21 protein-coding genes are annotated in these 23,474 nt (G+C 70.3%); 10 read left to right on the top strand and 11 right to left on the bottom strand.

The window, feature by feature from the left end; genetic code table 11:
- Window positions 1-76: 76 nt before the first annotated feature.
- From rpsA to serC, 6 genes are all read right to left on the bottom strand, one after another.
- A complete protein-coding gene (gene rpsA, locus MBSD_RS12005; RefSeq protein WP_062537541.1) occupies window positions 77-1,747 on the bottom strand; it encodes a 30S ribosomal protein S1 in 1,671 nt (556 codons plus the stop codon).
- Between the two features lie 144 nt (window positions 1,748-1,891).
- The gene (cmk, locus tag MBSD_RS12010; RefSeq protein WP_082306646.1) at window positions 1,892-2,584 is read right to left on the bottom strand and encodes a (d)CMP kinase; all 693 of its coding nucleotides are present in this window, start codon (window positions 2,582-2,584) and stop codon (window positions 1,892-1,894) included.
- Between the two features lie 557 nt (window positions 2,585-3,141).
- Complete coding sequence (gene aroA / locus MBSD_RS12015; protein ID WP_062537542.1) at window positions 3,142-4,458, bottom strand: 3-phosphoshikimate 1-carboxyvinyltransferase; 1,317 nt, start codon at window positions 4,456-4,458, stop codon at window positions 3,142-3,144.
- On the bottom strand, window positions 4,455-5,561 hold the full coding sequence (gene hisC, locus MBSD_RS12020; protein WP_062537543.1) for a histidinol-phosphate transaminase: 1,107 nt from the start codon (window positions 5,559-5,561) through the stop codon (window positions 4,455-4,457). Before hisC ends, aroA begins: the two co-directional genes overlap by 4 nt.
- Window positions 5,562-5,658: 97 nt before the next feature.
- Window positions 5,659-6,825 (bottom strand): phosphoglycerate dehydrogenase, encoded by a 1,167-nt coding sequence (locus tag MBSD_RS12025; RefSeq protein ID WP_062537544.1) that lies wholly within the window; start codon window positions 6,823-6,825, stop codon window positions 5,659-5,661.
- An 85-nt stretch (window positions 6,826-6,910) separates the two neighbouring features.
- Window positions 6,911-7,996 carry a 3-phosphoserine/phosphohydroxythreonine transaminase gene (serC, locus tag MBSD_RS12030; protein WP_062537545.1) on the bottom strand — a complete coding sequence of 362 codons (1,086 nt, stop codon included), beginning with the start codon at window positions 7,994-7,996 and terminating at the stop codon, window positions 6,911-6,913.
- Window positions 7,997-8,142: 146 nt separating this feature from the next.
- Between serC and msrP the strand changes: the two genes are divergently transcribed.
- The gene (gene msrP / locus MBSD_RS12035; protein ID WP_062537572.1) at window positions 8,143-9,120 is read left to right on the top strand and encodes a protein-methionine-sulfoxide reductase catalytic subunit MsrP; all 978 of its coding nucleotides are present in this window, start codon (window positions 8,143-8,145) and stop codon (window positions 9,118-9,120) included.
- Between the two features lies 1 nt (window position 9,121).
- Window positions 9,122-9,796, top strand: a complete 675-nt coding sequence (locus MBSD_RS12040) for a protein-methionine-sulfoxide reductase heme-binding subunit MsrQ (RefSeq protein ID WP_062537546.1) — start codon at window positions 9,122-9,124, stop codon at window positions 9,794-9,796.
- On the opposite strand, the gene MBSD_RS12045 is transcribed toward MBSD_RS12040, so the two are convergent.
- Window positions 9,741-10,496, bottom strand: a complete 756-nt coding sequence (locus MBSD_RS12045; protein WP_062537547.1) for an FHA domain-containing protein — start codon at window positions 10,494-10,496, stop codon at window positions 9,741-9,743. The two genes, MBSD_RS12040 and MBSD_RS12045, sit on opposite strands and share 56 nt — an antisense overlap.
- 89 nt (window positions 10,497-10,585) lie before the next feature.
- Here MBSD_RS12045 and MBSD_RS12050 point away from each other — a divergent pair, with 89 nt between their 5' ends.
- The 3 genes from MBSD_RS12050 to infA all read left to right on the top strand — a co-directional run bounded on the left by MBSD_RS12050 (window position 10,586) and on the right by infA (window position 12,514).
- Window positions 10,586-10,861 (top strand): polyhydroxyalkanoic acid system family protein, encoded by a 276-nt coding sequence (locus tag MBSD_RS12050; protein WP_062537548.1) that lies wholly within the window; start codon window positions 10,586-10,588, stop codon window positions 10,859-10,861.
- A 49-nt stretch (window positions 10,862-10,910) separates the two neighbouring features.
- Window positions 10,911-12,191: a patatin-like phospholipase family protein gene (locus MBSD_RS12055; protein ID WP_062537549.1), complete on the top strand. Its 1,281-nt coding sequence runs from the start codon at window positions 10,911-10,913 to the stop codon at window positions 12,189-12,191.
- A gap of 104 nt (window positions 12,192-12,295) precedes the next feature.
- Entirely contained in the window at window positions 12,296-12,514 is a 219-nt protein-coding gene (infA, locus tag MBSD_RS12060) for a translation initiation factor IF-1 (protein ID WP_062537550.1), read from the top strand.
- Window positions 12,515-12,672: 158 nt separating this feature from the next.
- Here the strand turns inward: infA and clpA are convergent, their stop codons facing one another.
- Window positions 12,673-14,943, bottom strand: coding sequence for an ATP-dependent Clp protease ATP-binding subunit ClpA (gene clpA / locus MBSD_RS12065; protein ID WP_062537551.1), 2,271 nt, complete (start codon window positions 14,941-14,943; stop codon window positions 12,673-12,675).
- 45 nt (window positions 14,944-14,988) lie between these two features.
- The gene (gene clpS, locus MBSD_RS12070; protein WP_062537552.1) at window positions 14,989-15,315 is read right to left on the bottom strand and encodes an ATP-dependent Clp protease adapter ClpS; all 327 of its coding nucleotides are present in this window, start codon (window positions 15,313-15,315) and stop codon (window positions 14,989-14,991) included.
- 129 nt (window positions 15,316-15,444) lie between these two features.
- On the opposite strand from clpS, the gene MBSD_RS12075 reads away from it, so the two are divergent.
- The 4 genes from MBSD_RS12075 to acnA all read left to right on the top strand — a co-directional run bounded on the left by MBSD_RS12075 (window position 15,445) and on the right by acnA (window position 20,511).
- Window positions 15,445-15,936, top strand: a complete 492-nt coding sequence (locus MBSD_RS12075; protein ID WP_062537553.1) for an NUDIX hydrolase — start codon at window positions 15,445-15,447, stop codon at window positions 15,934-15,936.
- 1 nt (window position 15,937) lies between these two features.
- The gene (gene mnmA / locus MBSD_RS12080) at window positions 15,938-17,053 is read left to right on the top strand and encodes a tRNA 2-thiouridine(34) synthase MnmA (protein WP_062537554.1); all 1,116 of its coding nucleotides are present in this window, start codon (window positions 15,938-15,940) and stop codon (window positions 17,051-17,053) included.
- A complete protein-coding gene (hflD, locus tag MBSD_RS12085) occupies window positions 17,050-17,673 on the top strand; it encodes a high frequency lysogenization protein HflD (protein WP_062537555.1) in 624 nt (207 codons plus the stop codon). Before mnmA ends, hflD begins: the two co-directional genes overlap by 4 nt.
- Window positions 17,674-17,826: 153 nt before the next feature.
- Window positions 17,827-20,511 (top strand): aconitate hydratase AcnA, encoded by a 2,685-nt coding sequence (gene acnA, locus MBSD_RS12090; RefSeq protein ID WP_062537556.1) that lies wholly within the window; start codon window positions 17,827-17,829, stop codon window positions 20,509-20,511.
- A 59-nt stretch (window positions 20,512-20,570) separates the two neighbouring features.
- Here the strand turns inward: acnA and MBSD_RS12095 are convergent, their stop codons facing one another.
- The gene (locus tag MBSD_RS12095) at window positions 20,571-20,999 is read right to left on the bottom strand and encodes a hypothetical protein (protein WP_062537557.1); all 429 of its coding nucleotides are present in this window, start codon (window positions 20,997-20,999) and stop codon (window positions 20,571-20,573) included.
- A gap of 129 nt (window positions 21,000-21,128) precedes the next feature.
- Between MBSD_RS12095 and MBSD_RS12100 the strand changes: the two genes are divergently transcribed.
- Window positions 21,129-22,811 carry a long-chain-fatty-acid--CoA ligase gene (locus MBSD_RS12100; RefSeq protein WP_062537558.1) on the top strand — a complete coding sequence of 561 codons (1,683 nt, stop codon included), beginning with the start codon at window positions 21,129-21,131 and terminating at the stop codon, window positions 22,809-22,811.
- 39 nt (window positions 22,812-22,850) lie between these two features.
- Here MBSD_RS12100 and MBSD_RS12105 read toward each other — a convergent pair whose 3' ends face one another.
- Window positions 22,851-23,189, bottom strand: a complete 339-nt coding sequence (locus MBSD_RS12105) for a PilZ domain-containing protein (RefSeq protein ID WP_336603262.1) — start codon at window positions 23,187-23,189, stop codon at window positions 22,851-22,853.
- Window positions 23,190-23,474: the final 285 nt, after the last annotated feature.

A 23,474-nucleotide genomic window follows, 5' to 3' on the forward strand; every position in this document is an offset into this window, starting at 1 on the left:
GTCACTGCGCATGCATGCGCGGTTTCGCTCACTGGAAACGGCGGGGCGGCACGACGCCGCCCCGCTTGCTGCCTCGTTACTCCGACTTGTTCATCTGTTCTTTCAGCAGGGCGCCGAGCTTGGTGGTGCCGCCCGAGGCGTTCTGGTATTCCTCGAGCGCCTGCTGCAGTTCCTCTTCGTCCTTGGCGCGGATCGACAGCTGCAGCATGCGGCCCTTGCGGTCCATGCCGACGAACTTGGCCTCGACCTTGTCGCCGACCTTGAGGTGCTGGGTGGCGTCCTCGATGCGCTGCTTGGCGATGTCGTTGGCGCGCAGGTAGCCCTCGATGCCGTCGCCGAGGTCGATCACCGCGCCGCGCGGGTCGACTTCCTTGACCGTGCCGGTCAGCACCGTGCCGCGCGGATGGCCGGCCATGAACTGGCCGAACGGATCCTGCTCGAGCTGCTTGATGCCGAGGCTGATGCGCTCGCGCTCCGGGTCGACCGCCAGCACCACGGCCTCGACCTCGTCGCCCTTCTTGAAGTTGCGCACCAGGTCTTCGCCGGTGGTCTGCCAGGAGATGTCGCTCAGGTGCACCAGGCCGTCGATGCCGCCCTCCAGGCCGACGAAGATGCCGAAGTCGGTGATCGACTTGATGCTGCCGGTGACGCGGTCGCCCTTCTTGTGCGTGGCGGCGAACGCCTCCCACGGGTTGGCGCGGGTCTGCTTGATGCCGAGCGAGATGCGGCGGCGCTCCTCGTCGACGTCCAGCACCATCACCTCGACCTCGTCGCCCACCTGCACGACCTTGGCCGGGTTGACGTTCTTGTTGGTCCAGTCCATCTCGGAGACGTGCACCAGGCCCTCGACGCCCGGCTCGATCTCGACGAAGCAGCCGTAGTCGGTGACGTTGGAGACCTTGCCGAACAGGCGGGTGCCGACCGGGTAGCGGCGGGCGATGTTGACCCACGGGTCGTCGCCGAGCTGCTTCAGGCCGAGCGAGACGCGGTTGCGCTCGCGGTCGAACTTCAGCACGCGCACGTCCAGCTCGTCGCCGACGTTGACCACCTCGGACGGATGGCGCACGCGCTTCCACGCCATGTCGGTGATGTGCAGCAGGCCGTCGATGCCGCCGAGGTCGACGAATGCGCCGTAGTCGGTGAGGTTCTTGACCACGCCCTTGACCACCGCGCCTTCCTTGAGGCGCTCGAGCAGTTTCTCGCGCTCCTCGGAGAACTCGCTCTCGACCACCGCACGGCGGCTGACCACCACGTTGTTGCGCTTGCGGTCGAGCTTGATGATCTTGAACTCGAGGTCCTTGCCCTCGAGGTACACCGGGTCGCGCACCGGGCGCACGTCGACCAGCGAGCCCGGCAGGAACGCGCGCACGTCCTTGATGTCGACGGTGAAGCCGCCCTTGACCTTGCCGGAGATCTTGCCGGTGACGGTCTCGTTCTTCTCGAACGCTTCCTCCAGCACGTCCCACACCATCGCGCGCTTGGCCTTCTCGCGCGACAGCTTGGTTTCGCCGAAGCCGTCCTCGAGCGCGTCGAGGGCGACCTTCACCTCGTCGCCCACCTGCACTTCGAGCTCGCCGTTCTCGTCGCGGAACTGCTCGATCGGGACGATGCCTTCGCTCTTCAGGCCGGCGTTGATGACGACGACGTCGGGACGGATCTCGACGACGATGCCGGAGACGATGGAGCCGGGCCGGAGCTTGGCGAGCGACTGGCTCTGTTCAAACAGTTCAGCGAAACTTTCGGTCATGTGAATTCCAGGATCAGAAAAGGCCGTGTCCGTGCGCACGCGCTCGGCGCCGACGCCCGAACGAAACGGCCCACCGGTTGTGGGTGCGTGATCCGCACCGGTTGCCACGTACACCCGCCCCTTACCGGGACGGGACCCAGGCGCCTACTCCCCCGCGGGGGCCACCAGCGCCAGAACCTTCGCGACCACCGCCTCGATCGGCATGCCGGTGGTATCCACCCGCACGGCGTCCTCGGCCGGCTTCAACGGGGCCACCGGACGCGACGCGTCGCGCGCGTCCCGAGCCTCGATCTCGCGTAAAAGGGTGCCAAGTGTAACGTTGAGCCCCTTTTCCTTCAACTGCTTATAGCGCCTTTTCGCCCGTTCTTCGGCGCTGGCGGTCAAAAACACCTTGTGCGCGGCGTCCGGGAAGATCACCGTGCCCATGTCGCGGCCGTCCGCGACCAGGCCGGGCGCCTTGCGGAAGCTGCGCTGCTTGGCCAGCAGGGCCTGTCGCACGGACGGAATGGCGGCGATGGCCGAGGCCGCCGCTCCGGCGGTCTCGGTGCGCAGTTCGTCGGTCGCGTCCAGGCCGTTGACGATCACCCGCGTCTCGCCCCCCGTCGGGTCCGGGCGGAAGCCGATGCGGGTGGTCTCCGCGCAGCGGGTCACGGCCTCGGCGTCGGACAGATCCAGCCCTTCCATGCCCGCCGCATAACCCACCGCCCGGTACAGCGCCCCCGAATCCAGCAGATGCCAGCCCAGGCGCTCCGCCACCAGACGGCTGATCGTGCCTTTGCCGGAGCCCGAGGGACCATCGATGGTCAGGACGGGAACGGGCGCGTGGGATCTGGGCATGGGGCACCGGCGGCGAGGGACGCGGGATTCTAACGGGTCGCGGCGGCGGGGATTCGCAATCCCTGACGCAGGGACTATCCGGCAAGTTGTCCTGGCGACTGGGCGACACGCGCGGAATCGCTTCGGGCTGGCTCGCCACGCCCGAGCCTGGCGGGCCGCCAGGATGGCGGCCTGCCGGGGCCCCTCGGGCGCGGCGAGAGCGCGGAGGATCAGGCCCGAAGGGAAGCGCGCAGGGATGCGTGCTTGTTCGCCGCCAGGGCAGGAGCCCTGTCGGCGAACCCCCGCAGCGCTCTCGCGGACCCGGAGGGCAGGATGCCCGGAGGGCGCGCCCGCGGGGTGCCTTTTCTCTTGGTTACTTCTCTTCGGGCAAGCAAAGAGAAGTGACCCGCTCGCGGCAGCGAGCGGAACAAGGCGTACTTAAGAGAGCGCCACGAACAGGCGCCTTGCGGCGCCGCCACCCGCAACCCGACCCTCTCCCGCCGCGGCGGGAGAGGGGCAAGAATCGCGCTCGTGAGGGTGCGAGACAAGCGGGACAGAAACCGGGGATTGCGGATCCCCTACTCCGCGATCGTCCTGAGCGCGAACCCGCAGCCGTTGGCGAGGTCGATGAAGCCGGGGAACGAGGTGGCGACGTTGGTGCAGTCGGCGATGCGCACCTCCGTCTCGGCGATCAGGCCGGCCATGGCGAAGGCCATGGCGCAGCGATGGTCGCCGGCGCTGTCGACGCGGCCGCCGCCGAGCGCGCCGCCTTCGATCGTCGCGCCGTCCGGCCGCTCCTCGATGCGCACGCCCAGCGCGCGCAGGCCGCGCGCCATCACCGCGATGCGGTCGGATTCCTTCACGCGCAGCTCCTCGGCGCCGCGGATCGTGGTGGCGCCGCGCGCGACGGCGGCCGCCACGAACAGCGCGGGGAACTCGTCGATCATGTCGGCCACCAGCGCCTCGGGCACGTCGATGCCGGTCAGCCGCGCGTGACGGACGATCAGGTCGGCGACCGGCTCGCCGCCCTGATCGCGCGGCGCCTCTTCGCGGATGTCGGCGCCCATGCGGCGCAGCACCGCGAGCAGTCCGGTGCGGCGCGGATGCAGGCCGACGCTGCGCAGGCGCAGTTCGGAGCCCGGAACCAGGGTGGCGGCGACGAGGAAGAACGCCGCCGAGGAGAAGTCGGCCGGCACCTCGACGTCGGTCGCGCGCAGACGCCCGCCGCCGGCCAGCCGCGCCCAGCCGGGACCGCAGGCCACCGGCCAGCCGAAGGCGCCGAGCATGCGCTCGGTGTAGTCGCGCGTCGGCCGCAGTTCGCGCACCGCCGTCTCGCCTTCCGCGTAGAGGCCCGCCAGCAGGATCGCGGACTTGACCTGCGCGCTGGCCACCGGCGGCGCGTAGGCGATGCCCTGCAGCTTCCTGCCGCCGCGGATGCGCAGCGGCGGCAGGCCGCCGGGTTCGGATGCGATGTGCGCGCCCATCGCCGTCAGCGGTTCGATCACGCGCCCCATCGGCCGGCGCGACAGCGAGGCGTCGCCGACCAGCGTCGCATCGAACGCCTGTCCGGCCAGCAGGCCGGCCAGCAGGCGCATGCCGGTCCCCGAATTGCCGCAGTCGAGCGGCCGCGCGGGTGCGGCGAGGCCGTGCAGGCCGACGCCGTGCACCACGCGCTCGCCCGGCGACGGCGCCTCGATGCGCACGCCCATGCGCGCGAAGGCCTCCGCGGTGGCGCGGGTGTCCTCGCCTTCGAGAAAACCGCGGATGCGCGAGGTGCCGTCGGCCAGCGCCGCCAGCATCATCGCGCGGTGCGAGACCGACTTGTCGCCGGGCACGACCAGCTCGCCGCGCAGCGGCCCGGCCGGCGCGCTGATCCAGTCCATCGCCAGGCTCATGGCAGCGCCTCCAGCAGGCGCGCGTTCTCTGCGCGGCTGCCGATGCTGATGCGCAGCGTCTGCGGCAGGCCGTAGCCGCCCATCGGCCGCACCACCACGCCGCGCTCGAGCAGGTGCCGTTCGAGCGGCGCGGCATCGCGGCCGAGATCGACCAGCAGGAAGTTGGTCTGCGACGGCAGCGCGGTGTAGCCGCGCGCCGCCAGCTCGGCACGCAGCCACTCGCGCTCGCCGCGATTGAACGCGCGCACGCGCTGCAGGTGCTCGGCGTCTCCCAGCGCGGCTTCGGCGGCGGCCAGCGCGAGGCCGTTGACGTTGAACGACTCGCGCAGCCGCTCCAGCACGGCCGCCACGCTCGGATCGCCGATCATGTAGCCGACGCGCAGGCCGGCCAGCCCGTAGGCCTTGGAGAAGGTGCGCGTCACGACCAGGTTGGGGTGCGCATCGGCGAAGCGCAGCGCGGTGCCGAGATCCGGCGCGTCGACGTACTCGTGGTAAGCCTCGTCCACCACCACCAGCACGTCCTGCGGCACGCGCGCCAGCAGCGCGGCCAGCGCCGCGTCGCCGAACCAGGTGCCGGTCGGATTGTTGGGGTTGGCGAGATAGACGATGCGCGTGTCGCGACGCACCGCCGCGGCGATGGCTTCGAGGTCGTGGCCGTACGGCGCGGCGGGATGCTCGCGCGGCAACGCCGGCACCACCACGGCCTGCGCACCCGCGGCGGCGGCGGCGATCGGGAACACGGCGAAGCCGTACTGCGCATGCACGATGGAATGCGCCGCATCGGCGAAACACTGCGCCAGCAGCATCAGCAGTTCGTGCGATCCGTTGCCCAGCGTGATGCGGCCGGCATCCACGCCCAGCCGCGCCGCCAGCGCCGCCTTCAACGCGGCGCCGCGCGGGTCGGGATAGCGAAACGCCTCCGCCAGCGCCGCGCGCATCGCCTCGAGCGCACGCGGCCCCGGACCGAGCGGATTCTCGTTGGAACCCAGTTCCGCCAGCGCCGCGCCGAATCGCCGGCGCAACACCGGCAGGTCGTGGCCGGGATCGTAGGCGCGCAGCACCGCCGTCGCCGCGTTGGCGAGCCTCGTCGCGTCGAAACTCACGGGATCGCCTCGATGCCGCGGCCGACGGCGTCGAGACGCCGGCGCGCCTCGTCGAGACCCGGCGGGCAAAGTCGTTCGCTCACGGCGTCGCTCCGCGTCAGTCGTCCAGCACGCGCACGGCGAGGATGCCGTCGATGGCGCCGATCGCCTGCACCAGCGGCGGCTGCACCGGCGAGTCCACGTCTACCAGGTTGTAGGCGAGCTCGCCGCGCGAGGCGTTGTGCATCTGCGCGATGTTGACGCCGGCCTCGCCCAGCACGTGCGAGAGCTGGCCGATCATGTTCGGCCGGTTGGCGTTGGCCACGCAGATGCGCGTGCGTCCCTCGCGCGGCATGCGGATCGACGGGAAGTTGACCGCGTGCTGGATGTTGCCGTTCTCGAGGAAGTCGCGCAGCTGCTCCGCCACCATCACCGCGCAGTTTTCCTCGGCCTCGCCGGTGGAGGCGCCGAGGTGCGGCAGCGCGATCACGCGCGGATGCCCGAGCAGGTCGGCGTGCGGGAAGTCGGTGACGTAGCGGCCGATGCGCCCGTCGGCCAAGCCGGCGGCCAGCACGTCGGCGGCGACGATGCCGTCGCGGGCGAAGTTCAGCAGCACCACGCCCGGCTTGGCCACCTGCAGCGCCGCGGCGCCGAACAGGCCGCGGGTGGCGTCGTTCAGCGGCACATGGAAGCTGACGTAGTCGCTGGCGGCGAACAACTGGTTGAGCGAGGCGGCGCGCTGCACGCTGGCGTCGAGCTGCCAGGCGCCCTCGACGGTCATGTGCGGGTCGAAGCCGATGACGTGCATGCCCAGCCCGTAGGCGGCATTCGCCACCTTGACGCCGATCGCGCCGAGGCCGACCACGCCCAGCGTCTTGCCGACCAGTTCGCTGCCGACGAAGCGCTTCTTCTCGGCCTCGACGCGATGGTCGAGCTGGGCGTCCGGCTGCAGCGCGCGCACGAATGCCAGCGCTTCGGCGAGGTTGCGCGCGGCCAGCAGCATGCCGGCGATCACCAGTTCCTTGACCGCGTTGGCGTTGGCGCCCGGCGCGTTGAACACCGGCACGCCGCGCCTGGACAGCTCGGCCACCGGGATGTTGTTGACGCCGGCGCCGGCGCGCGCGACCGCCTTGACCGAGCCGGGGATCGGTCGCGCGTGCAGGTCGGCCGAGCGCAGCAGGATCGCGTCGGGCGCATCGAAGTGTTCGCCGACCTGGTAGCGCGTCGCCGGCAGCCGTTCGAGGCCGGCGCGCGCGATGGTATTGAGGGTCTGGATGGTGAACATGGTCACTCGTCGTTGGGAGGGGCGCCGGTCCCGGCGCCGCCGTGCGGCGTCCGCGGACGCCGGTGCCGTTGCCGTCCCGTGCGCGTCAGCCGTGCCGCTGCATGAAGTCGCGCATGAAGGCGACCAGCGCCTCGACCGCCTGCAGCGGCACCGCGTTGTACAGCGAGGCGCGCATGCCGCCAACCGCCTTGTGCCCCTTCAGCGCCATCAGGCCGGCGCGTTCGGATGCCTCGAGGAAGGGCTTGTCGAGCGCGCCGTCGTGCAGCGTGAACGGCACGTTCATGCGCGAGCGCGCGGCCGGATCGACCGGGTTGCGGTAGTAACCGCCGGAGCCGTCGATGCAGGCGTACAGCAGCTCGGCCTTGCGCCGGTTGCGTTCGGCCATCGCCGCCAGGCCGCCCTGCGCCTTCAGCCATTTGAAGGTGAGGCCGGCGATGTACCAGCCCCAGGTGTTCGGCGTGTTCAGCATGGAGCCCTGGGCGGCGTGCTCGGCGTAGCGGAAGATCTTCGGCAACGGCCGCGGCCGGCGCGCCAGCAGGTCCTCGCGCACGATCATCACCACCAGGCCGGACGGGCCGATGTTCTTCTGCGCGCCGGCGTAGATCAGGCCGAAGCGGCCGACGTCCAGCGGCGCGGACAGGATGTCGGAGGACATGTCGGCGACCAGCGGCACGTCGCCGACATCCGGGATGTCGCGGAACTCGACGCCGTGGATCGTCTCGTTGGTCGTGAGGTGCACGTAGGCGGCGCGAGGATCGAGGTCCCATTCGGCGCGCGGCGGCAGGCGCGTGTACTGCTGCGCGGCGGAACTGGCGGCGACGCGCGCCTTCACGTAGGGCGCGGACTCCTTCAGCGCCTTCTCGCTCCAGTGGCCGGTGACGATGTAGTCCGCGCCCTGCCCGTCGGCGGCGAGGTTCATCGGGATCTGCGCGAAGTGCTGGGTGGCGCCGCCCTGCAGGAACAGCACCTTGTAGTGCGCCGGCACGGCGAGCAGCTCGCGCAGGTCGCGCTCGGCCTCCTCGGCCAGCGCGATGAAGTGCCTGCCGCGATGCGACAGCTCCATCACCGAGGCGCCGGTGCCGTTCCAGTCCAGCAACTCGCTCTGCGCCTGTCGCAGGACTTCCTCGCTCAGCGCGGCCGGACCGGCGCTGAAGTTCCAGACTCGGGCCACGGTGCGGTTCCTCCTCGCTCGACGCCGCCGATGCGGCAACGCAACATGACCACAAGCCGAGACGCTCCACAAGAGGCATGCGCAAACGCTTGTAAGCGCACGCACCGCGCGCCGGTCCCGCTGGCATGACCGCCGTGGAGGGCCGCATGCTGATCCGCCGACCGCCCGATATCCGCTCCAGCGAAATCACCGCGGAAAGCGTCTACCGCCGGCGCCGCGCCGTCCTGAAGGCGCTGGCGCTCAGCCCGTTGGCGCTGGCCGGCTGCGGCCGCGGCGCCGAGAGTCAGGCCGGCCAGGCGGCGAACGCCGGCGCGCCGCTCGAGGTGGCCAGGCGCGGCGCCTACGTCGTCGGTGATCCGCCGACCGACTACGACGCCGCCACCCACTACAACAATTACTACGAGTTCGGCACCGCCAAGGACGATCCGGCGAAAAATTCGGGGCGCTTCCGGCCGCAGCCGTGGAGCGTCGAGATCGCCGGCGAGGCCGAAGTCACCGGCCGTTTCGCGCTGGAGGATCTGCTCAGGCCGCATCCGCTGGAGGAACGCGTCTACCGCATGCGCTGCGTGGAGGCCTGGTCGATGGTGATCCCGTGGGTCGGCTTCCCGCTGGGCGATCTGCTGAAGCGCTTCCGGCCGACGTCGAAGGCGAAGTACGTCGCCTTCACCACGGTGGCCCGGCCGGACGAGATGCCCGGCCTCGCCTACCCCGTGCTGGACTGGCCGTATCGCGAGGGTCTGCGCATCGACGAGGCGATGCACCCGCTGACGATCCTCACCGTCGGTCTGTTCGGCCGCACGCTGCCCAACCAGAACGGCGCGCCGCTGCGGCTGGTGGTGCCGTGGAAGTATGGCTTCAAGGGCATCAAGAGCATCGTGCGTATCGCGTTCACCGAGCGCCAGCCGGTCACCGCATGGAACCGCGCCGCGCCCGACGAGTACGGCTTCTACGCCAACGTCAATCCGGCGGTGGACCATCCGCGCTGGAGCCAGGCCACCGAACGGCGCATCACCGGCGCGGGCTTCGGCCTGTTCGGCAACCGCATCGCGACCTTGCCGTTCAACGGCTACGCCGAGCAGGTCGCCTCGCTGTACGCCGGCATGGACCTCAGGCGGTACTACTGAAATGGCGACGCGAGGCCGGGACTGGGTGGCCTGGAGCAAGCCGCCGCTGTTCGCGCTGTGCCTGCTGCCGCTGGCGCTGTTGGCCTGGGACGCCACGCGCGGCTCGCTCGGACCCGACCCGGTAGCGCAGCTCGAACATCGCAGCGGCGACTGGGCGCTGCGCCTGCTGCTGGCCACGCTGGCGGTGACGCCGCTGCGCCGCCTGACCGGCGTCGCCAAGCTGGTGCGCTACCGGCGCATGCTCGGCCTGTTCGCGTTCTTCTACGTGTGCGCGCACCTGGCGATCTACCTGCTGATCGACCTCGGCGGCTACTGGACGCAGCTGTTCGACGAGATCGCGAAGAAGCCCTACATTACCGCCGGCTTCGCCGCCTGGCTGCTGCTGATCCCGCTCGCGGCCACCTCCACCCAAAGGATGATGAAGCGGCTCGGCCGACGCTGGCAGCAACTCCATCGCCTCGTCTATGCCGTTCCGCTGCTGGGCGTGCTGCACTACGCCTGGATGGTGAAATCGGGCAACGTGATCGCCCACCGTGCGCCGCTGTACTACGGCGCCTCCTTCGCCGCGTTGATGCTGTGGCGGGTACCATGGGCACGCCTGCGCGGCGGCCTGCGGACGCTCAGGGCCGGAACAGCAGCAGCAACGCGATGCCCAACCCCAGCAGCGCGGCGGTGACGATCAGCCACCACACCTCGCCGCGCGGGCCGGCCGTGTCCTCGGGCAATGCTGCCTCGTGCGGCACGAAGGCCACGCGCTGGCGTGCCAGGCTGGCCTCGGCCTGCAGGCCCGGCGCCTCGATCACGTAGCGGTGCGCGCCGACGCACAACTGATCGCCGGGCATCAGGCGGCCGCTCGACATGGCGACGCCATTGACCTGCACGACGTTGCCGCGCGCCTCCAGCCACAGCGCTCCCTCGCGCAGCTCGACGGCGACGCCGGCGGGAGCCGGTTCCGCCAGGGGCAGCTCCAGTCGGCGTTCGATCGGCAGCAGGTGGCCGGACAGCGGTCCGGCCACGGCGCGCAGGGCCGCCCATCCCGGCCGCTCGCCCGCCTCGCTGCCGGCGGCCGCGGGCGGCGGATCGGTTTCGGCGCGGGGGTCCGCCTGCAGCAGGCATTTCGCCGTGCCCACGCTGATGACGTCGCCGAAGCGCAACAGCGCCTTCTCGCGCACCGGCCGCGCGTTGACGTAGACGCGGGCGGCGCCCGGCTCGACCGTCAGCACCAGCCCGCGCCGGTCGTGGAACAGGCTGAAGTGGTGCGCCGCCACTTCCGCCGCGCGCAGCACGATGTCGTTGTCGCCGGCGGAACCGACGCGCAGCCGCTCCGCCGTGCTGTCGACGTCCGGGTGCTCTCCGTTCAGGAAAACGATCCGCATGCGGGCCCTCTCTGCGCGGCGCGAACTGTAGCACGGCAAATCGCGCCCCCGGCCGGGTATGATCGGCGCGATAGCCCGACCGGATCCCCATGCCCAGCATCGACATCCAGCGCAAGCACGGCCTCGGCCTGAAGAAGGCGCGCGCCGTCGTGGAGGACATCGCCTACGCGATGGCCGAGAGGTTCGAGTTCGAGAGCGCGTGGAACGGCGACACCCTGCTGTTCGAGCGCAGCGGCGTCCGCGGCGGCATCGTGGTCGCCGCCGACAGCGTGCGCGTGCACGCCGACCTCGGCTTCATGCTGATGCTTATGAAGCCGGCGATCGAGGACGAGATCCGGCGTCATCTCGACGAGCATTTCGCCTGATGCGCGCCCGCGGATCCAGCGACCTGCCGCAGCGCCGCCGGTACCGGCCATGCTGCTGCTGAACGCCGCGCACCCGCACCGCGGCAAGCGCGAGCGCCTGCGCATCGGCCTCGCGATCGCCGGCGGCGGGCCGATCGGCGCGATGTGGGAGCTGGGCGCCTTGCGCGCGATCGAGGACAGCATCGTCGGCCTCGACCTCGCCGCGCTCGACGTCTACGTCGGCGTCAGCTCGGGGTCGTTCCTCGCCGCCGCCCTGGCCAACGGCATCTCCACCGCGGAGATGACGCGCATCTTCCTCACCGGCGAATCGGCCGACATACCGTTCCGCCCCGAGGACTTCATGCGCCCGGCGGTGCTGGAGTATGTGCGCCACGCCGCCACGCTGCCGCGCGCCTTCCTCGAATGGCTGTGGACGGCCGCGCGCAATCCGTTCGACACCCGCCTCTCCGACGTGTTGCTGCGCATGGGCAGCCTGCTGCCCACCGGCGTGTTCGACAACGACTCGGTGGAAGGCTTCCTGCGCCGCGTGCTGTCGATGGAGGGGCGCACCAACGACTTCCGCAAGTTGCGGCGCAAACTCTACGTGGTGGCCGTGGAGCTCGATTCCGGCAAGGCGGTGCGGTTCGGCTCGCCGGGGCTCGACCACGTGCCGATCTCGCGCGCGGTGGAGGCCAGCGCCGCCCTGCCCGGCCTGTACCCGCCGGTGAAGATCGGCGGCCGCTGGTACGTGGACGGTGCGCTGGCTCGCACCCTGCACGCCTCGGCGGCCTTCGACGAGGGGGTGTCGCTGGTGCTGGGCGTGAATCCGCTGGTGCCGTTCGACGCCGACCTCGCCCAGGCCGCGGGCCGCAAGATTCCCGACACGCTGGCAAGGGGCGGCCTGCCCGGCGTGCTCTCGCAGACCTTCCGCACCCTGCTCACCTCACGCATGCAGACCGGATTGAGCAAGTACGCGCACAACTACCCGCGCGCCGACATGGTGCTGGTGGAGCCGCATGCGGACGACGTCGAGCTGTTCTTCACCAACATCTTCAGCTACGCGCAGCGCGTGCGCATCGCCGAACTGGCGTTCCGCACCACCCGCGCCGACCTGCTCGCGCGAGCGGAGGAACTGTCGCCGCTGCTGGCGCGACACGGGCTGGCGCTGGACGCCCGGCGTCTCGCCGAACCGCGCACGCTGCGCAGCAGCCTGCCGATCTACGCGGGCGCGTCGCGTCCGGCCGCGAAACTGGCCGAAGCCCTGGACGACCTGGACGACGCGCTGCGCCAGCGCCGCATGCGCGGCGCGCGCCCGCGGCGTCCGCGCCGCTCGCGCGCGGCGTCGCCCTAGGTGTCCGAGCCCCGCCCGGGGCTGACGAAACTTTAACCGCGCCGCGCGACGTGGCAGAATCGCGGCCTTCCGCCGCGCCCCCGCGGCGAACCGAACACGGTTACATGGCCAAAGACGACGTCATCGAAATGGAAGGCACGGTGCTGGAGACGCTCCCCAACACCATGTTCCGCGTGCAGCTGGAGAACGGGCACGTCATCACCGCGCACATCTCCGGGCGCATGCGCAAGCACTACATCCGCATCCTCACCGGCGACAAGGTGCGCGTCGAGATGACGCCCTACGACCTGACCAAGGGCCGCATCACCTACCGCATGAAGTGAGTTCAGGACGGACTCGCCGCGGACGGTACAGGGGCGTGCGGCGATCCGGGTCCGACGCCGTTCGCCGCCCCAAGTCCCGGAATTCCGGCTTCCGCCGGAATGGCGAGAGATAGAAAAAGGCCGCGCAAGCGCGGCCTTTTTTCGTCGACGCACTCGCTTTACTCGACCACGGCCGGCAGCTTCTTCGCCGCCTCGGTCTCCACGACCAGCTCGCCGTCGCGCACGCCCAGCCTGACCTTGCCGCCGTCGGCCAGCTTGCCGAACAGCAGCTCGTCGGCGAGCGGACGCTTGACGTGCTCCTGGATCACCCGCGCCATCGGCCGCGCGCCCATCTGCGGGTCGAAGCCGTGCTCGGCCAGCCAGCGCCGCGCGTCGGCGTCCACATGCAGGGCGACGTGCTTCTCGTTGAGCTGCGTCTCCAGCTCGATGATGAACTTGTCGACCACGCGCAGGATGTGTTCGAAGTCCAGCGCCTTGAACTGGATGATCGCGTCGAGGCGGTTGCGGAACTCCGGCGTGAACGTGCGGCGGATCACCTCCATCGCGTCCGGCGCATGGTCCTGCTCGACGAAGCCGATGCTGCGGCGCGCCGCCTGCTGCGCGCCGGCGTTGGTGGTCATCACCACGATCACGTTCTTGAAGTTCGCCTCGCGGCCGTTGGTGTCGGTCAGTGCGCCGCGGTCCATGATCTGCAGCAGGATGTTGTAGACGTCCGGGTGCGCCTTCTCGATCTCGTCCAGCAGCAGCACGCAGTGCGGGTGCTTGGTCACCGCCTCGGTGAGCAGGCCGCCCTGGTCGAAGCCGACGTACCCGGGGGGCGCGCCGATCAGCCGCGACACCGAGTGCGCTTCCATGTACTCGGACATGTCGAAGCGGATCAGCTCGATGCCGAGCTGCATGGCGAGCTGGCGGGTGACCTCGGTCTTGCCGACGCCGGTGGGGCCGGCCAGCAGGAAGCAGCCGATCGGCTTGGCCGGGTTGCCCAGGCCGGAACGCGCCATCTTGATCGACGCCGCCAGCGCCTCGATCGCCTGGTCCTGGCCGAACACGACCATCTTCAGGTTGCGCTCGAGGTTCTTCAGCACGTCGCGGTCGGAGGCCGAGACCTGCTTCGGCGGGATGCGCGCCATGCGCGCCACGATCAGCTCGATGTCGGGCACGTCGACAGTGCCGGTGCGCTGGTCTTCCGGCAGCAGGCGCTGGCGCGCGCCGGCCTCGTCGATCACGTCGATCGCCTTGTCCGGCAGCAAGCGGTCGGCGATGTGCCGCACCGAAAGGTCGACGGCGGCCTGCAGCGCTTCGTTGGTGTACTGCACCTTGTGGTGCTCCTCGAAGCGCGTCTTCAGCCCCTTCAGGATCTCCACGCTGTCGGCGATCGAGGGCTCGACCACGTCGATCTTCTGGAAGCGCCGCGCCAGCGCGCGGTCCTTCTCGAAGATGCCGCGGAATTCCTGGAACGTGGTGGAACCGATGCAGCGCAGCTCGCCCGAGGCCAGCATCGGCTTGATCAGGTTGGACGCGTCCATGGTGCCGCCGGAGGCCGAACCCGCGCCGATGATGGTGTGGATCTCGTCGATGAACAGGATCGACTTCGGCTCCTTCTTCAACTGGGCGATCACCGCCTTCAGCCGCTTCTCGAAATCGCCGCGGTACTTGGTGCCGGCGACCAGCGCGCCGAGGTCGAGCGCCCAGATCGTGCAGTCCTTCAGCACGTCCGGCACCTCGCCCTCGACGATGCGCTTGGCCAGGCCCTCCGCCAGCGCGGTCTTGCCGACGCCAGCCTCGCCGACGTACAGCGGATTGTTCTTGCGCCGCCGGCACAGCACCTGGATGGTGCGCTCGATTTCCTCGGAGCGGCCGATCAGCGGATCGATCTTGCCCTGGCGGGCCAGCTCGTTGAGGTTGGAGGCGTATTCGGTCAGCGGGTTGCCCTTGGGCTCGCCGCCTTCCTCGGCCTCGCGGTCGCCGGCGGCCGGCTGCGGGCCGGGCTCCTGGCCGATCTTGGCGATGCCGTGGGAGATGTAGTTGACCACGTCGAGGCGGCTGACCTCCTGCTGGTGCAGGAAGTACACGGCGTGCGAGTCCTTCTCGCCGAAGATCGCCACCAGCACGTTGGCGCCGGTGACTTCCTTGCGGCCCGAGGACTGCACGTGGTAGACGGCGCGCTGCAGCACGCGCTGGAAGCCCAGCGTCGGCTGGGTGTCGCGCTCGTCGTTGGGCGGCAGCACCGGCACGGTCTCGGCGATGATCGCGCGCAGGTCCTTGCCAAGCTTGTCGATATCGGCGCCGCAGGCGCGCAGCACCGCCGCCGCCGACGGGTTTTCGAGCAGCGCGAGCAGCAGGTGCTCCACGGTCATGAACTCGTGGCGCTGCTCGCGGGCCTCCTTGTAGCACTGGCCGATGGTGAGCTCGAGATCCTTGCTGAACATCCGGATCGTCTCCGTCGTGGTGGTTCGGTCGCTAGATGGGGGCGGCTAGAGTTTTTCCATAGTGCACAGCAGCGGGTGCTGGTGGGCGCGCGAGAACTCGTTGACCTGGGTGACCTTGGTCTCGGCGACCTCGCGGGTATAGACCCCGCACACGCCCTTGCCGCGGGTATGCACGTGCAGCATCACCTGGGTAGCGCGCTCGCGGTTCATCCCGAAGAACGTCTCCAGGATGATCACCACGAAATCCATCGGCGTGTAGTCGTCGTTCAGCAGTACGACCTGGAACAATGGAGGCCGCTGCAGTTCCGGCTTCGAGGTCTCGACCGCGACGCCGTGTTCGAGTTCGGGGGTGCGATCAGGTTCCTGGGCCATGGTGCTCGGGGGTGGGCTCCGTCGGCTGCAGTATACGCCGCCGCGGCGGGGACGCCGTGAACCGCGTCCAGCCCATGTGATGGCACAATCGGGCTTTTCCAGCGGCCCCGCCGCCCCCACTCACATCCCATGACCGACGCGACGGAGCACGAGCCCGAAATCTGGCGCCCCCACGTCACCGTGGCCACCGTGGTCGCGGACGGCGACCGTTTCCTGATGGTCGAGGAGACCGTGCGCGGCGCGCTGCGCTACAACCAGCCCGCGGGGCACCTCGAGCCCGGCGAGAGCCTGGCCGAGGCCGCATGCCGCGAGACGCTGGAGGAGACCGGCTGGGAGGTCGAGCTGCAGCACTTCGTCGGCGTGCAGCAGTGGTTCAGCCAGGTGCACGGCGATCACATCGTCCGCTTCACCTTCGCCGCCCGTCCGCTGCGGCACCACCCCGCGCGCGCGCTCGACGCCGGCATCGTGCGGCCGCACTGGATGACCCGCGCGGAAATCGCCGCGCTGGGCGCGACGCGCCTGCGCAGCCCGCTGGTCCTGTGCAGCATCGACGCCTGGCTGGCCGGGCAGCGCCTGCCGCTGGACACCGTGCGTGCCTTCCCGCCCGCCGCCGGAGGCTGACATGCGCGTGGTTGCCGGCATCTCGGGCGGTGTGGACTCGGCGGTCGCGGCGCTGCTGTTGCAGCGCGCCGGCCACGACGTCGCCGGCATGTTCATGCAGAACTGGGAAGAGGACGGGCGGCAAGGGCCGTGCCGCGCCGATGCCGACCGCAAGGACGCCGTCGCGGTGTGCGCCCGGCTCGGCCTGCCCTGCCACATGCGCAACTTCGCCGCCGAGTACTGGGACGGCGTGTTCGCGCACTTCCTCGCCGAGTACCGTGCTGGGCGCACGCCCAACCCCGACGTGCTGTGCAATCGCGAGATCAAGTTCAAGACCTTCCTCCAGCACGCGCGGGCGCTGGGCGCGGAGAAGATCGCCACCGGCCACTACGCCCGCATCGACCGGCGCGACGGCCGCTGGCGGCTGCTGCGCGGCGCGGACGCAGCCAAGGACCAGAGCTACTTCCTCTATACGCTCGGCCAGGCGCAGCTCGGCGCGACCCTGTTCCCGGTCGGCGAACTGGTCAAGCCGGAAGTGCGCCGGCTGGCGCGCGAAGCCGGGCTGCCGGTGCATGCGAAGAAGGACTCCACCGGCATCTGCTTCATCGGCGAACGCGACTTCCGCAGCTTCCTGGCGCAGTACCTGCCGGCGCGGCCCGGCGAGATCCGCACGCCGGAGGGCGAACGGGTCGGCGAACACCAGGGCGCGATGTACTACACGCTGGGCCAGCGCCAGGGCCTCGGCATCGGCGGGCGCCGGTCGGCGTCCGCCGCGCCGTGGTATGTGGTCGGCAAGGACGTCGCCGCCAACGTGCTCTACGTGGCCCAGGGCGACGGCAACCGCTGGTTGCGCTCCTCGCGCCTGCGCGCCGGCGAACTCAGCTGGACGGCGGGAATGCCGCCCGCCGCCGAGCTGCGCTGCACCGCCAGGACGCGCTACCGCCAGCCCGACCAGGCCTGCGTCGTGCAGATCGACGGCGACCGCTGCGAGGTGCGCTTCGACGCGCCCCAGTACGCGGTCGCGCCCGGCCAGTCGGTGGTGTTCTACGCCGGCGAGGAATGCCTGGGCGGCGGCGTGATCGAGGCCACCGACGCGCCGTTCGGCGGCCTCGCCGCGGCGACGCAGGAGGCGGCATGAACGAAGCGCAGGTGATCGCCCTCGCCGGGCTGACCCAGGCGGCCGCGCTGGTGCGCACGCTGGCCACCGAGGGGCGCTGCGACGCCGGCGCGCTGGAGGCCAGCCTGGCCAGCGTGTTCCGGCTCGATGCCGAAAGCGCCGCCGCGGTCTACGGCGGCCTGGATGGCGTGCGCGTCGGCCTGCGCACCCTGATCCATCAGCTCGACGGCGCGCAGCGCGACCTGGCCGTCACCCAGATCGTGCTGAGCCTGCTGCGCATCGAGCGCAAGCTGGCGCGCCGGTCCGACCTGCGCCGGCGCCTGCAGGACGGCATCCTCGCCGCGCAGCGCCAGGCGGAACACTTCGGCCTCGCCCACGCCTCGGTCAGCGCGCGGCTGGGCGAGCTGTACGCGCAGACCCTCTCCACCGTGCGTCCGCGCGTGGTCGTGACCGGCAACCCGCTGCATCTGCGCCAGCCGGCGCAGGTCGAACGCATCCGCGCGACCCTGCTGGCCGGCGTGCGCGCCGCCGTACTGTGGCGGCAGCTCGGCGGCAACCACTGGAGCCTGCTGCTGCGGCGGCGGCAATGCGAGATGATCGCGCGCGGGCTGCTGTCGCGCGTCACCCTGGACGGCGGCTGAGCCCGCGGCCGGGGCGCGGGCCGCATGCGTTCACGGCGCGGCGGCGTTTCGGCGATAATACGGCGATTTCCCCGGGCCACGGATCGCCCGCGCGCGCCCGCGCGCCGCCTTGCGGCCCGTCTCCCCACCGCCGAACCACGCCAGGAGCACGGCATGAAAGACTCGTTTTCGACCCGCGACACCCTCGAGGTCAACGGCCAGCGTTACGCGATCGCCAGCCTGGCCAGGCTCGGCCAGCGCTTCGATCTCAAGCGCCTGCCCTACTCGATGAAGATCCTGCTGGAGAACCTGCTGCGCCACGAGGACGGGGTCAACGTCACCGCGAAGGAAATCGAGGCGGTGGCGAACTGGGACGCGAAGAAGGAGCCGGACACCGAGATCGCCTTCATGCCGGCGCGCGTGGTGCTGCAGGACTTCACCGGCGTGCCCTGCGTGGTCGACCTCGCCGCCATGCGCGACGCCATGGTCAAGCTGGGCGGCGACCCGAAGAAGATCAATCCGCTGGCGCCGGCGGAACTGGTGATCGACCACTCCGTGCAGGTCGACGCCTTCGGCAACCCCGGCGCGCTGGACGAGAACGTCAACATCGAGTTCCAGCGCAACCGCGAGCGTTACAGCTTCCTGCGCTGGGGCCAGAAGGCGTTCCGCAACTTCAAGGTGGTGCCGCCGCGCACCGGCATCGTGCACCAGGTCAACCTGGAGCACCTGGCGCGTGTGGTGATGACCAGCGAGATGGACGGCGCGACCTGGGCCTACCCGGATACCGTGTTCGGCACCGACTCGCACACCACGATGATCAACGGCATCGGCGTGCTCGGCTGGGGCGTCGGCGGCATCGAGGCGGAGGCGGCGATGCTGGGCCAGGCTTCCTCGATGCTGATCCCGCAGGTGGTCGGCTTCAAGCTCAGCGGCCGCCTGCCCGAGGGCGCGACCGCCACCGACCTGGTGCTGACGGTGACGCAGATGCTGCGCAAGCACGGCGTGGTCGGCAAGTTCGTCGAGTTCTTCGGCCCCGGCCTGAAGCACCTCGCGCTGGCCGACCGCGCGACCATCGGCAACATGGCGCCGGAATACGGTGCGACCTGCGGCATCTTCCCGATCGACGCCGAGGCGCTGAACTACCTGCGCCTGTCCGGGCGCAGCGCCGCGCAGATCGCGCTGGTCGAGGCCTACGCCAAGGCGCAGGGCCTGTGGCACGACGAGAACACGCCGCACCCCGAGTTCAGCGCCACGCTGGAGCTCGACCTCGCCGACGTCAAGCCGTCGCTGGCCGGCCCCAAGCGCCCGCAGGACCGCGTGCTGCTGACCGACATGCAGAAGAATTTCCGCGACAACGTCGGCCCGCTGACCGCCAACCGCAAGCCGAAGGGCGGCGAGGCCGGCAGCGCGCGCGTCAGCATGCGCGGGCAGGCGTTCGACCTGCGCGACGGCGCGGTGGTGATCGCCGCGATCACCTCCTGCACCAACACCTCCAACCCGGCGGTGATGCTGGGCGCCGGCCTGCTGGCGAAGAAGGCCGCGGCGAAGGGCCTCGCGGTCAAGCCGTGGGTGAAGACCTCGCTGGCGCCGGGCTCGCTGGTGGTCACCGACTACCTGAAGAAGACCCGCCTGCTGGAAGAGCTGGAGAAGCTCGGCTTCTTCCTGGTCGGCTACGGCTGCACCACCTGCATCGGCAACTCCGGTCCGCTGCCGGCGGAAGTCAGCAAGGGCATCGCCGACGGCGACCTCGCCGTCGCCGCGGTGCTGTCCGGCAACCGCAACTTCGAGGGCCGCGTGCACGCCGAGGTGAAGATGAACTACCTCGCCTCGCCGCCGCTGGTGGTGGCCTACGCGCTGGCCGGCACGGTCGACATCGATCTGTCGAAGGATCCGCTCGGCACGGGCAAGGACGGCGAGCCGGTGTACCTGAAGGACATCTGGCCGTCCAACCAGGAGATCGGCGAGCTGATCGCCGGCGCGCTGTCGCCGGAGATGTTCTCCAACAACTACGCCGACGTGTTCAAGGGCGACAGCCGCTGGAACCAGATCGCCTCGCCGGAAGGCGACCTCTACCAGTGGGACGACTCCACCTACATCAAGAACCCGCCCTACTTCGAAGGCATGACGATGGAGGTCGGGTCGATCGGCGACATCCACGACGCGCGCTGCCTCGGCCTGTTCGGCGACTCGATCACCACCGACCACATCTCGCCGGCGGGCTCGATCAAGAAGGACTCGCCCGCGGGCCGCTATCTGATCGAGCGCGGCGTGCAGCCGGTCGACTTCAACTCCTACGGTTCGCGCCGCGGCAACGACGACGTGATGGTGCGCGGCACCTTCGCCAACATCCGCATCAGGAACCTGATGCTGGACGGCGTCGAGGGTGGCTACACCCTGCACGTGCCGTCGGGCCGGCAGATGGCCATCTACGACGCGGCGATGCAGTACAAGCAGGAAAAGACGCCGCTGGTGGTGATCGCCGGCAAGGAGTACGGCACCGGCTCGTCGCGCGACTGGGCGGCCAAGGGCACGCTGCTGCTGGGCGTGAAGGCGGTGATCGCCGAGAGCTTCGAGCGCATCCACCGCTCCAACCTGGTCGGCATGGGCGTGCTGCCGCTGCAGTTCAGGGACGGCGAGAACGCCAAGTCGCTCGGCCTCACCGGCAAGGAAGTGTTCGAGATCACCGGGCTCAGGGACGGCGAGGCGAAGGAAGCCACGGTCGTCGCCAGGGGCGATGCCGGCGAGAAGAAGTTCGCCGTGAAGGTGCTGCTGCTCACGCCGAAGGAGCGCGAGTTCTTCCGCCACGGCGGCATCCTGCAATACGTGCTGCGCCAGCTCGCCGCGGGCAAGGCGGCCTGAGGCGGCGGCCGCGCCGCGGAAGCGTCTCGTGCTTCCGCGGCGCGGCTTCACGCGAACGTCTACAGCGCCCGCTCCCAGGTGGCGCTGTAGCAGCGCCACGCGCCATCCTCGCGGCGCCAGGCGGTTTCCACGCGATAGACGCCGGCGCGTTCCGGCAGGACGCCCTCGCCTCCGCTCAGCGTGAGCGTGAAACGCGCCAGCAGGCGCTCGCCTCGGCGCTCCACGTCGACCGGCCCGACCAGCGCGCGCACGTGCTGGCCGCGCAGCAGCTGCAGGCGCAGCAGGCCGGCCAGGCCGTCGCGGTCGAGCGCGCCGCGGTTGCCGTCGAAGTCGTCGCCGACCTCCGCCAGCACCTTGCGCGGCTCGTTGGCCTCCGCGGCGGCCGCGGCCCGCGCGATGGCATCGCGCACCTGCTGCTCGTCCGGAGCGTGACGGCAACCGATCAGCGCAAACACCGCGAGCAGCGCGAAAAACGCATGACGACGCATCGGCGACTCCCCTCGACGGCGCGGCTTGCCGGTCTTCGGAGCCTTATGCTCCAATGCCGAAGCACCGCGTGGTGCGCACGATAGACCAGGCACGGCCGCGCGACATCCGCCAGGGGAGGAAACGGCGTCATGAGCAACACCCAGCGTCCTTGGCTCGCCCACTACCCGCCCGGCGTGCCGGCGGAGATCGACGTTGGCGCCTATCCCTCGGTGGTCGCGCTGTTCGAGGAGGCCTGCGAGCGCTTTCGTCACCGCCCCTCCTTCAGCAGCTTCGGGCGCATGCTCAGCTACGGCGACCTGGACCGCCTCAGTGCCCGCTTCGCCGCCTTTCTGACCGGCGACCTCGGCTTCGCCAAGGGCGACCGCATCGCCATCATGATGCCGAACTGCCTGCAGTATCCGGTCGCGCTGTTCGGCGCGCTGCGCGCCGGCATGACGGTGGTCAACACCAATCCGATGTACACCGCACGCGAGCTGCGGCACCAGTTGCAGGATTCCGGCGCGCGCGCGATCGTGGTGCTGGACAACTTCGCCGCAACCGTCGCCGAAGTGCTGGGGGACACCGCCGTCGAGCGCGTGATCACCACCGGCCTCGGCGACATGCTCGGCTTCCCCAAGGGCGCGCTGATCAACTTCGCGCTGAAGCACGTCAAGAAGATGGTGCCGCCCTACCGCATCGACGGCGCGATCCGCTTCGATGCCGCGCTGGCGCGCGGCGTGCGCCATCCCGCGCCGAAACCCGCGCTCGGCCACGACGACATCGCCTTCCTGCAGTACACCGGCGGCACCACCGGCGTCGCCAAGGGCGCGATGCTGACCCACCGCAACATGGTCGCCAACATGCTGCAGGCGGCGGCCTGGGTAGGCCAGAACGTCGCCGCCGGCGAGGAGGTGATCATCACCGCGCTGCCGCTGTACCACATCTTCGCGCTGACGGCGAATTGCCTGGTCTTCATGAAGTTCGGCGCCCTCAACGTGCTGATCACCAATCCGCGCGACATGCCGGGTTTCGTCAAGGAACTGGCGAAGGTGCGCTTCACCGCGATCACCGGCGTCAACACCCTCTTCAATGGCCTGCTCAACACGGCCGGCTTCGACCGCCTCGATTTCTCGCGCCTGCGCCTCACCCTGGGCGGCGGCATGGCGGTGCAGCGCGCGGTGGCCGAACGCTGGAAGAAGGTCACCGGCTGCACGCTGGCCGAGGCCTACGGCCTCACCGAGACTGCGCCGGCGGTGTGCATCAATCCGCTCGATCTCGCCGAGTACAGCGGATCGATCGGCCTGCCGGTGCCTTCCACCGACGTCTCGATCCAGGACGACAACGGCCGCAGCCTGCCGATCGGCGAAGTGGGCGAGCTGTGCGTCAGGGGCCCGCAGGTGATGAAGGGCTACTGGAACCGTCCCGACGAAACCGCCAAGGTGCTGGGCGCCGACGGCTGGCTGCACACCGGCGACATCGCGCGCATGGACGAACGCGGCTTCGTCTACATCGTCGACCGCAAGAAGGACATGATCCTGGTCTCGGGTTTCAACGTGTACCCGAACGAGGTCGAGGACGTGGTCGCCCAGCACCCCGGCGTGCTGGAGGTCGCGGCGATCGGCGTGCCGGACGAGCACTCCGGCGAGGCGGTGAAGATCTTCGTGGTGAAGAAGGACCCCAACCTCACCGAGGAGGATCTGCGCAAGCACTGCCACGATGCGCTGACCGGCTACAAGCGGCCGAAGTACATCGAGTTCCGCGATGCGCTGCCGAAGAGCAACGTCGGCAAGATCCTGCGCCGCGAGCTGCGCGAGGCCGCGGCTCGGGCCTGATGCGCCCTCCCGGCCGCCGCCGTGCGCGCGGCGGCACGCCTATTCGTCGTCCAGGGGTTCCAGCGTGTCGGCGTAGCCGCCGAGCAGGTTCCACAGCGCCGCCTGCTTCTCGTCGGGGATGCGCGCATAGGCGAAGCCGACGTGGTGCGCGGTCGCGCGCGCCACGGTCGCTTCCACGTGGATGTTGAGGTCGTCGCCGACCAGCATGTCCAGCACCCACAGTTCCCCGGGCTCGCCCTTCCATCCCTGCGGGCGCTGCACCAGCACGCCGGTGGCCGAGATGTCGGCCACCTCGCTGGAATAAGCGTCGCCGCCGCGGCTCATCAGCACGGCGGTCTCGATCTTCATGCGCGCATGGCGCAGCCGGAGGCTGGTCACCGGCTCCGTCCTGTTGTTTTGCTTGTCGTGCATGGCCCGCCCCCCGCGCCCGTCCGTGCATGTCTCGGCGTCGTGCCGCGTGGCCGCGGCGGCGGCGCGCGCGGCGTGCGTCGCCGGCATGCGCGGTTGCGGCAGAATCGAAGTCGTCATTGTGCGCGTGCCCCCTTGGATCGGACAGACGTCCGCCGGCGGTACCGGCGGACAGGCTCGTGGCCGCCTTCGCGAAGCAAGATTCGAGCCACGGCGGGACGAGCCGCGCGGCCTGTCCGGCACGCGGCGTTCCGC

The sequence above is a fragment of the Mizugakiibacter sediminis genome, from assembly GCF_000953855.2.
Lineage (GTDB): Bacteria > Pseudomonadota > Gammaproteobacteria > Xanthomonadales > Rhodanobacteraceae > Mizugakiibacter > Mizugakiibacter sediminis.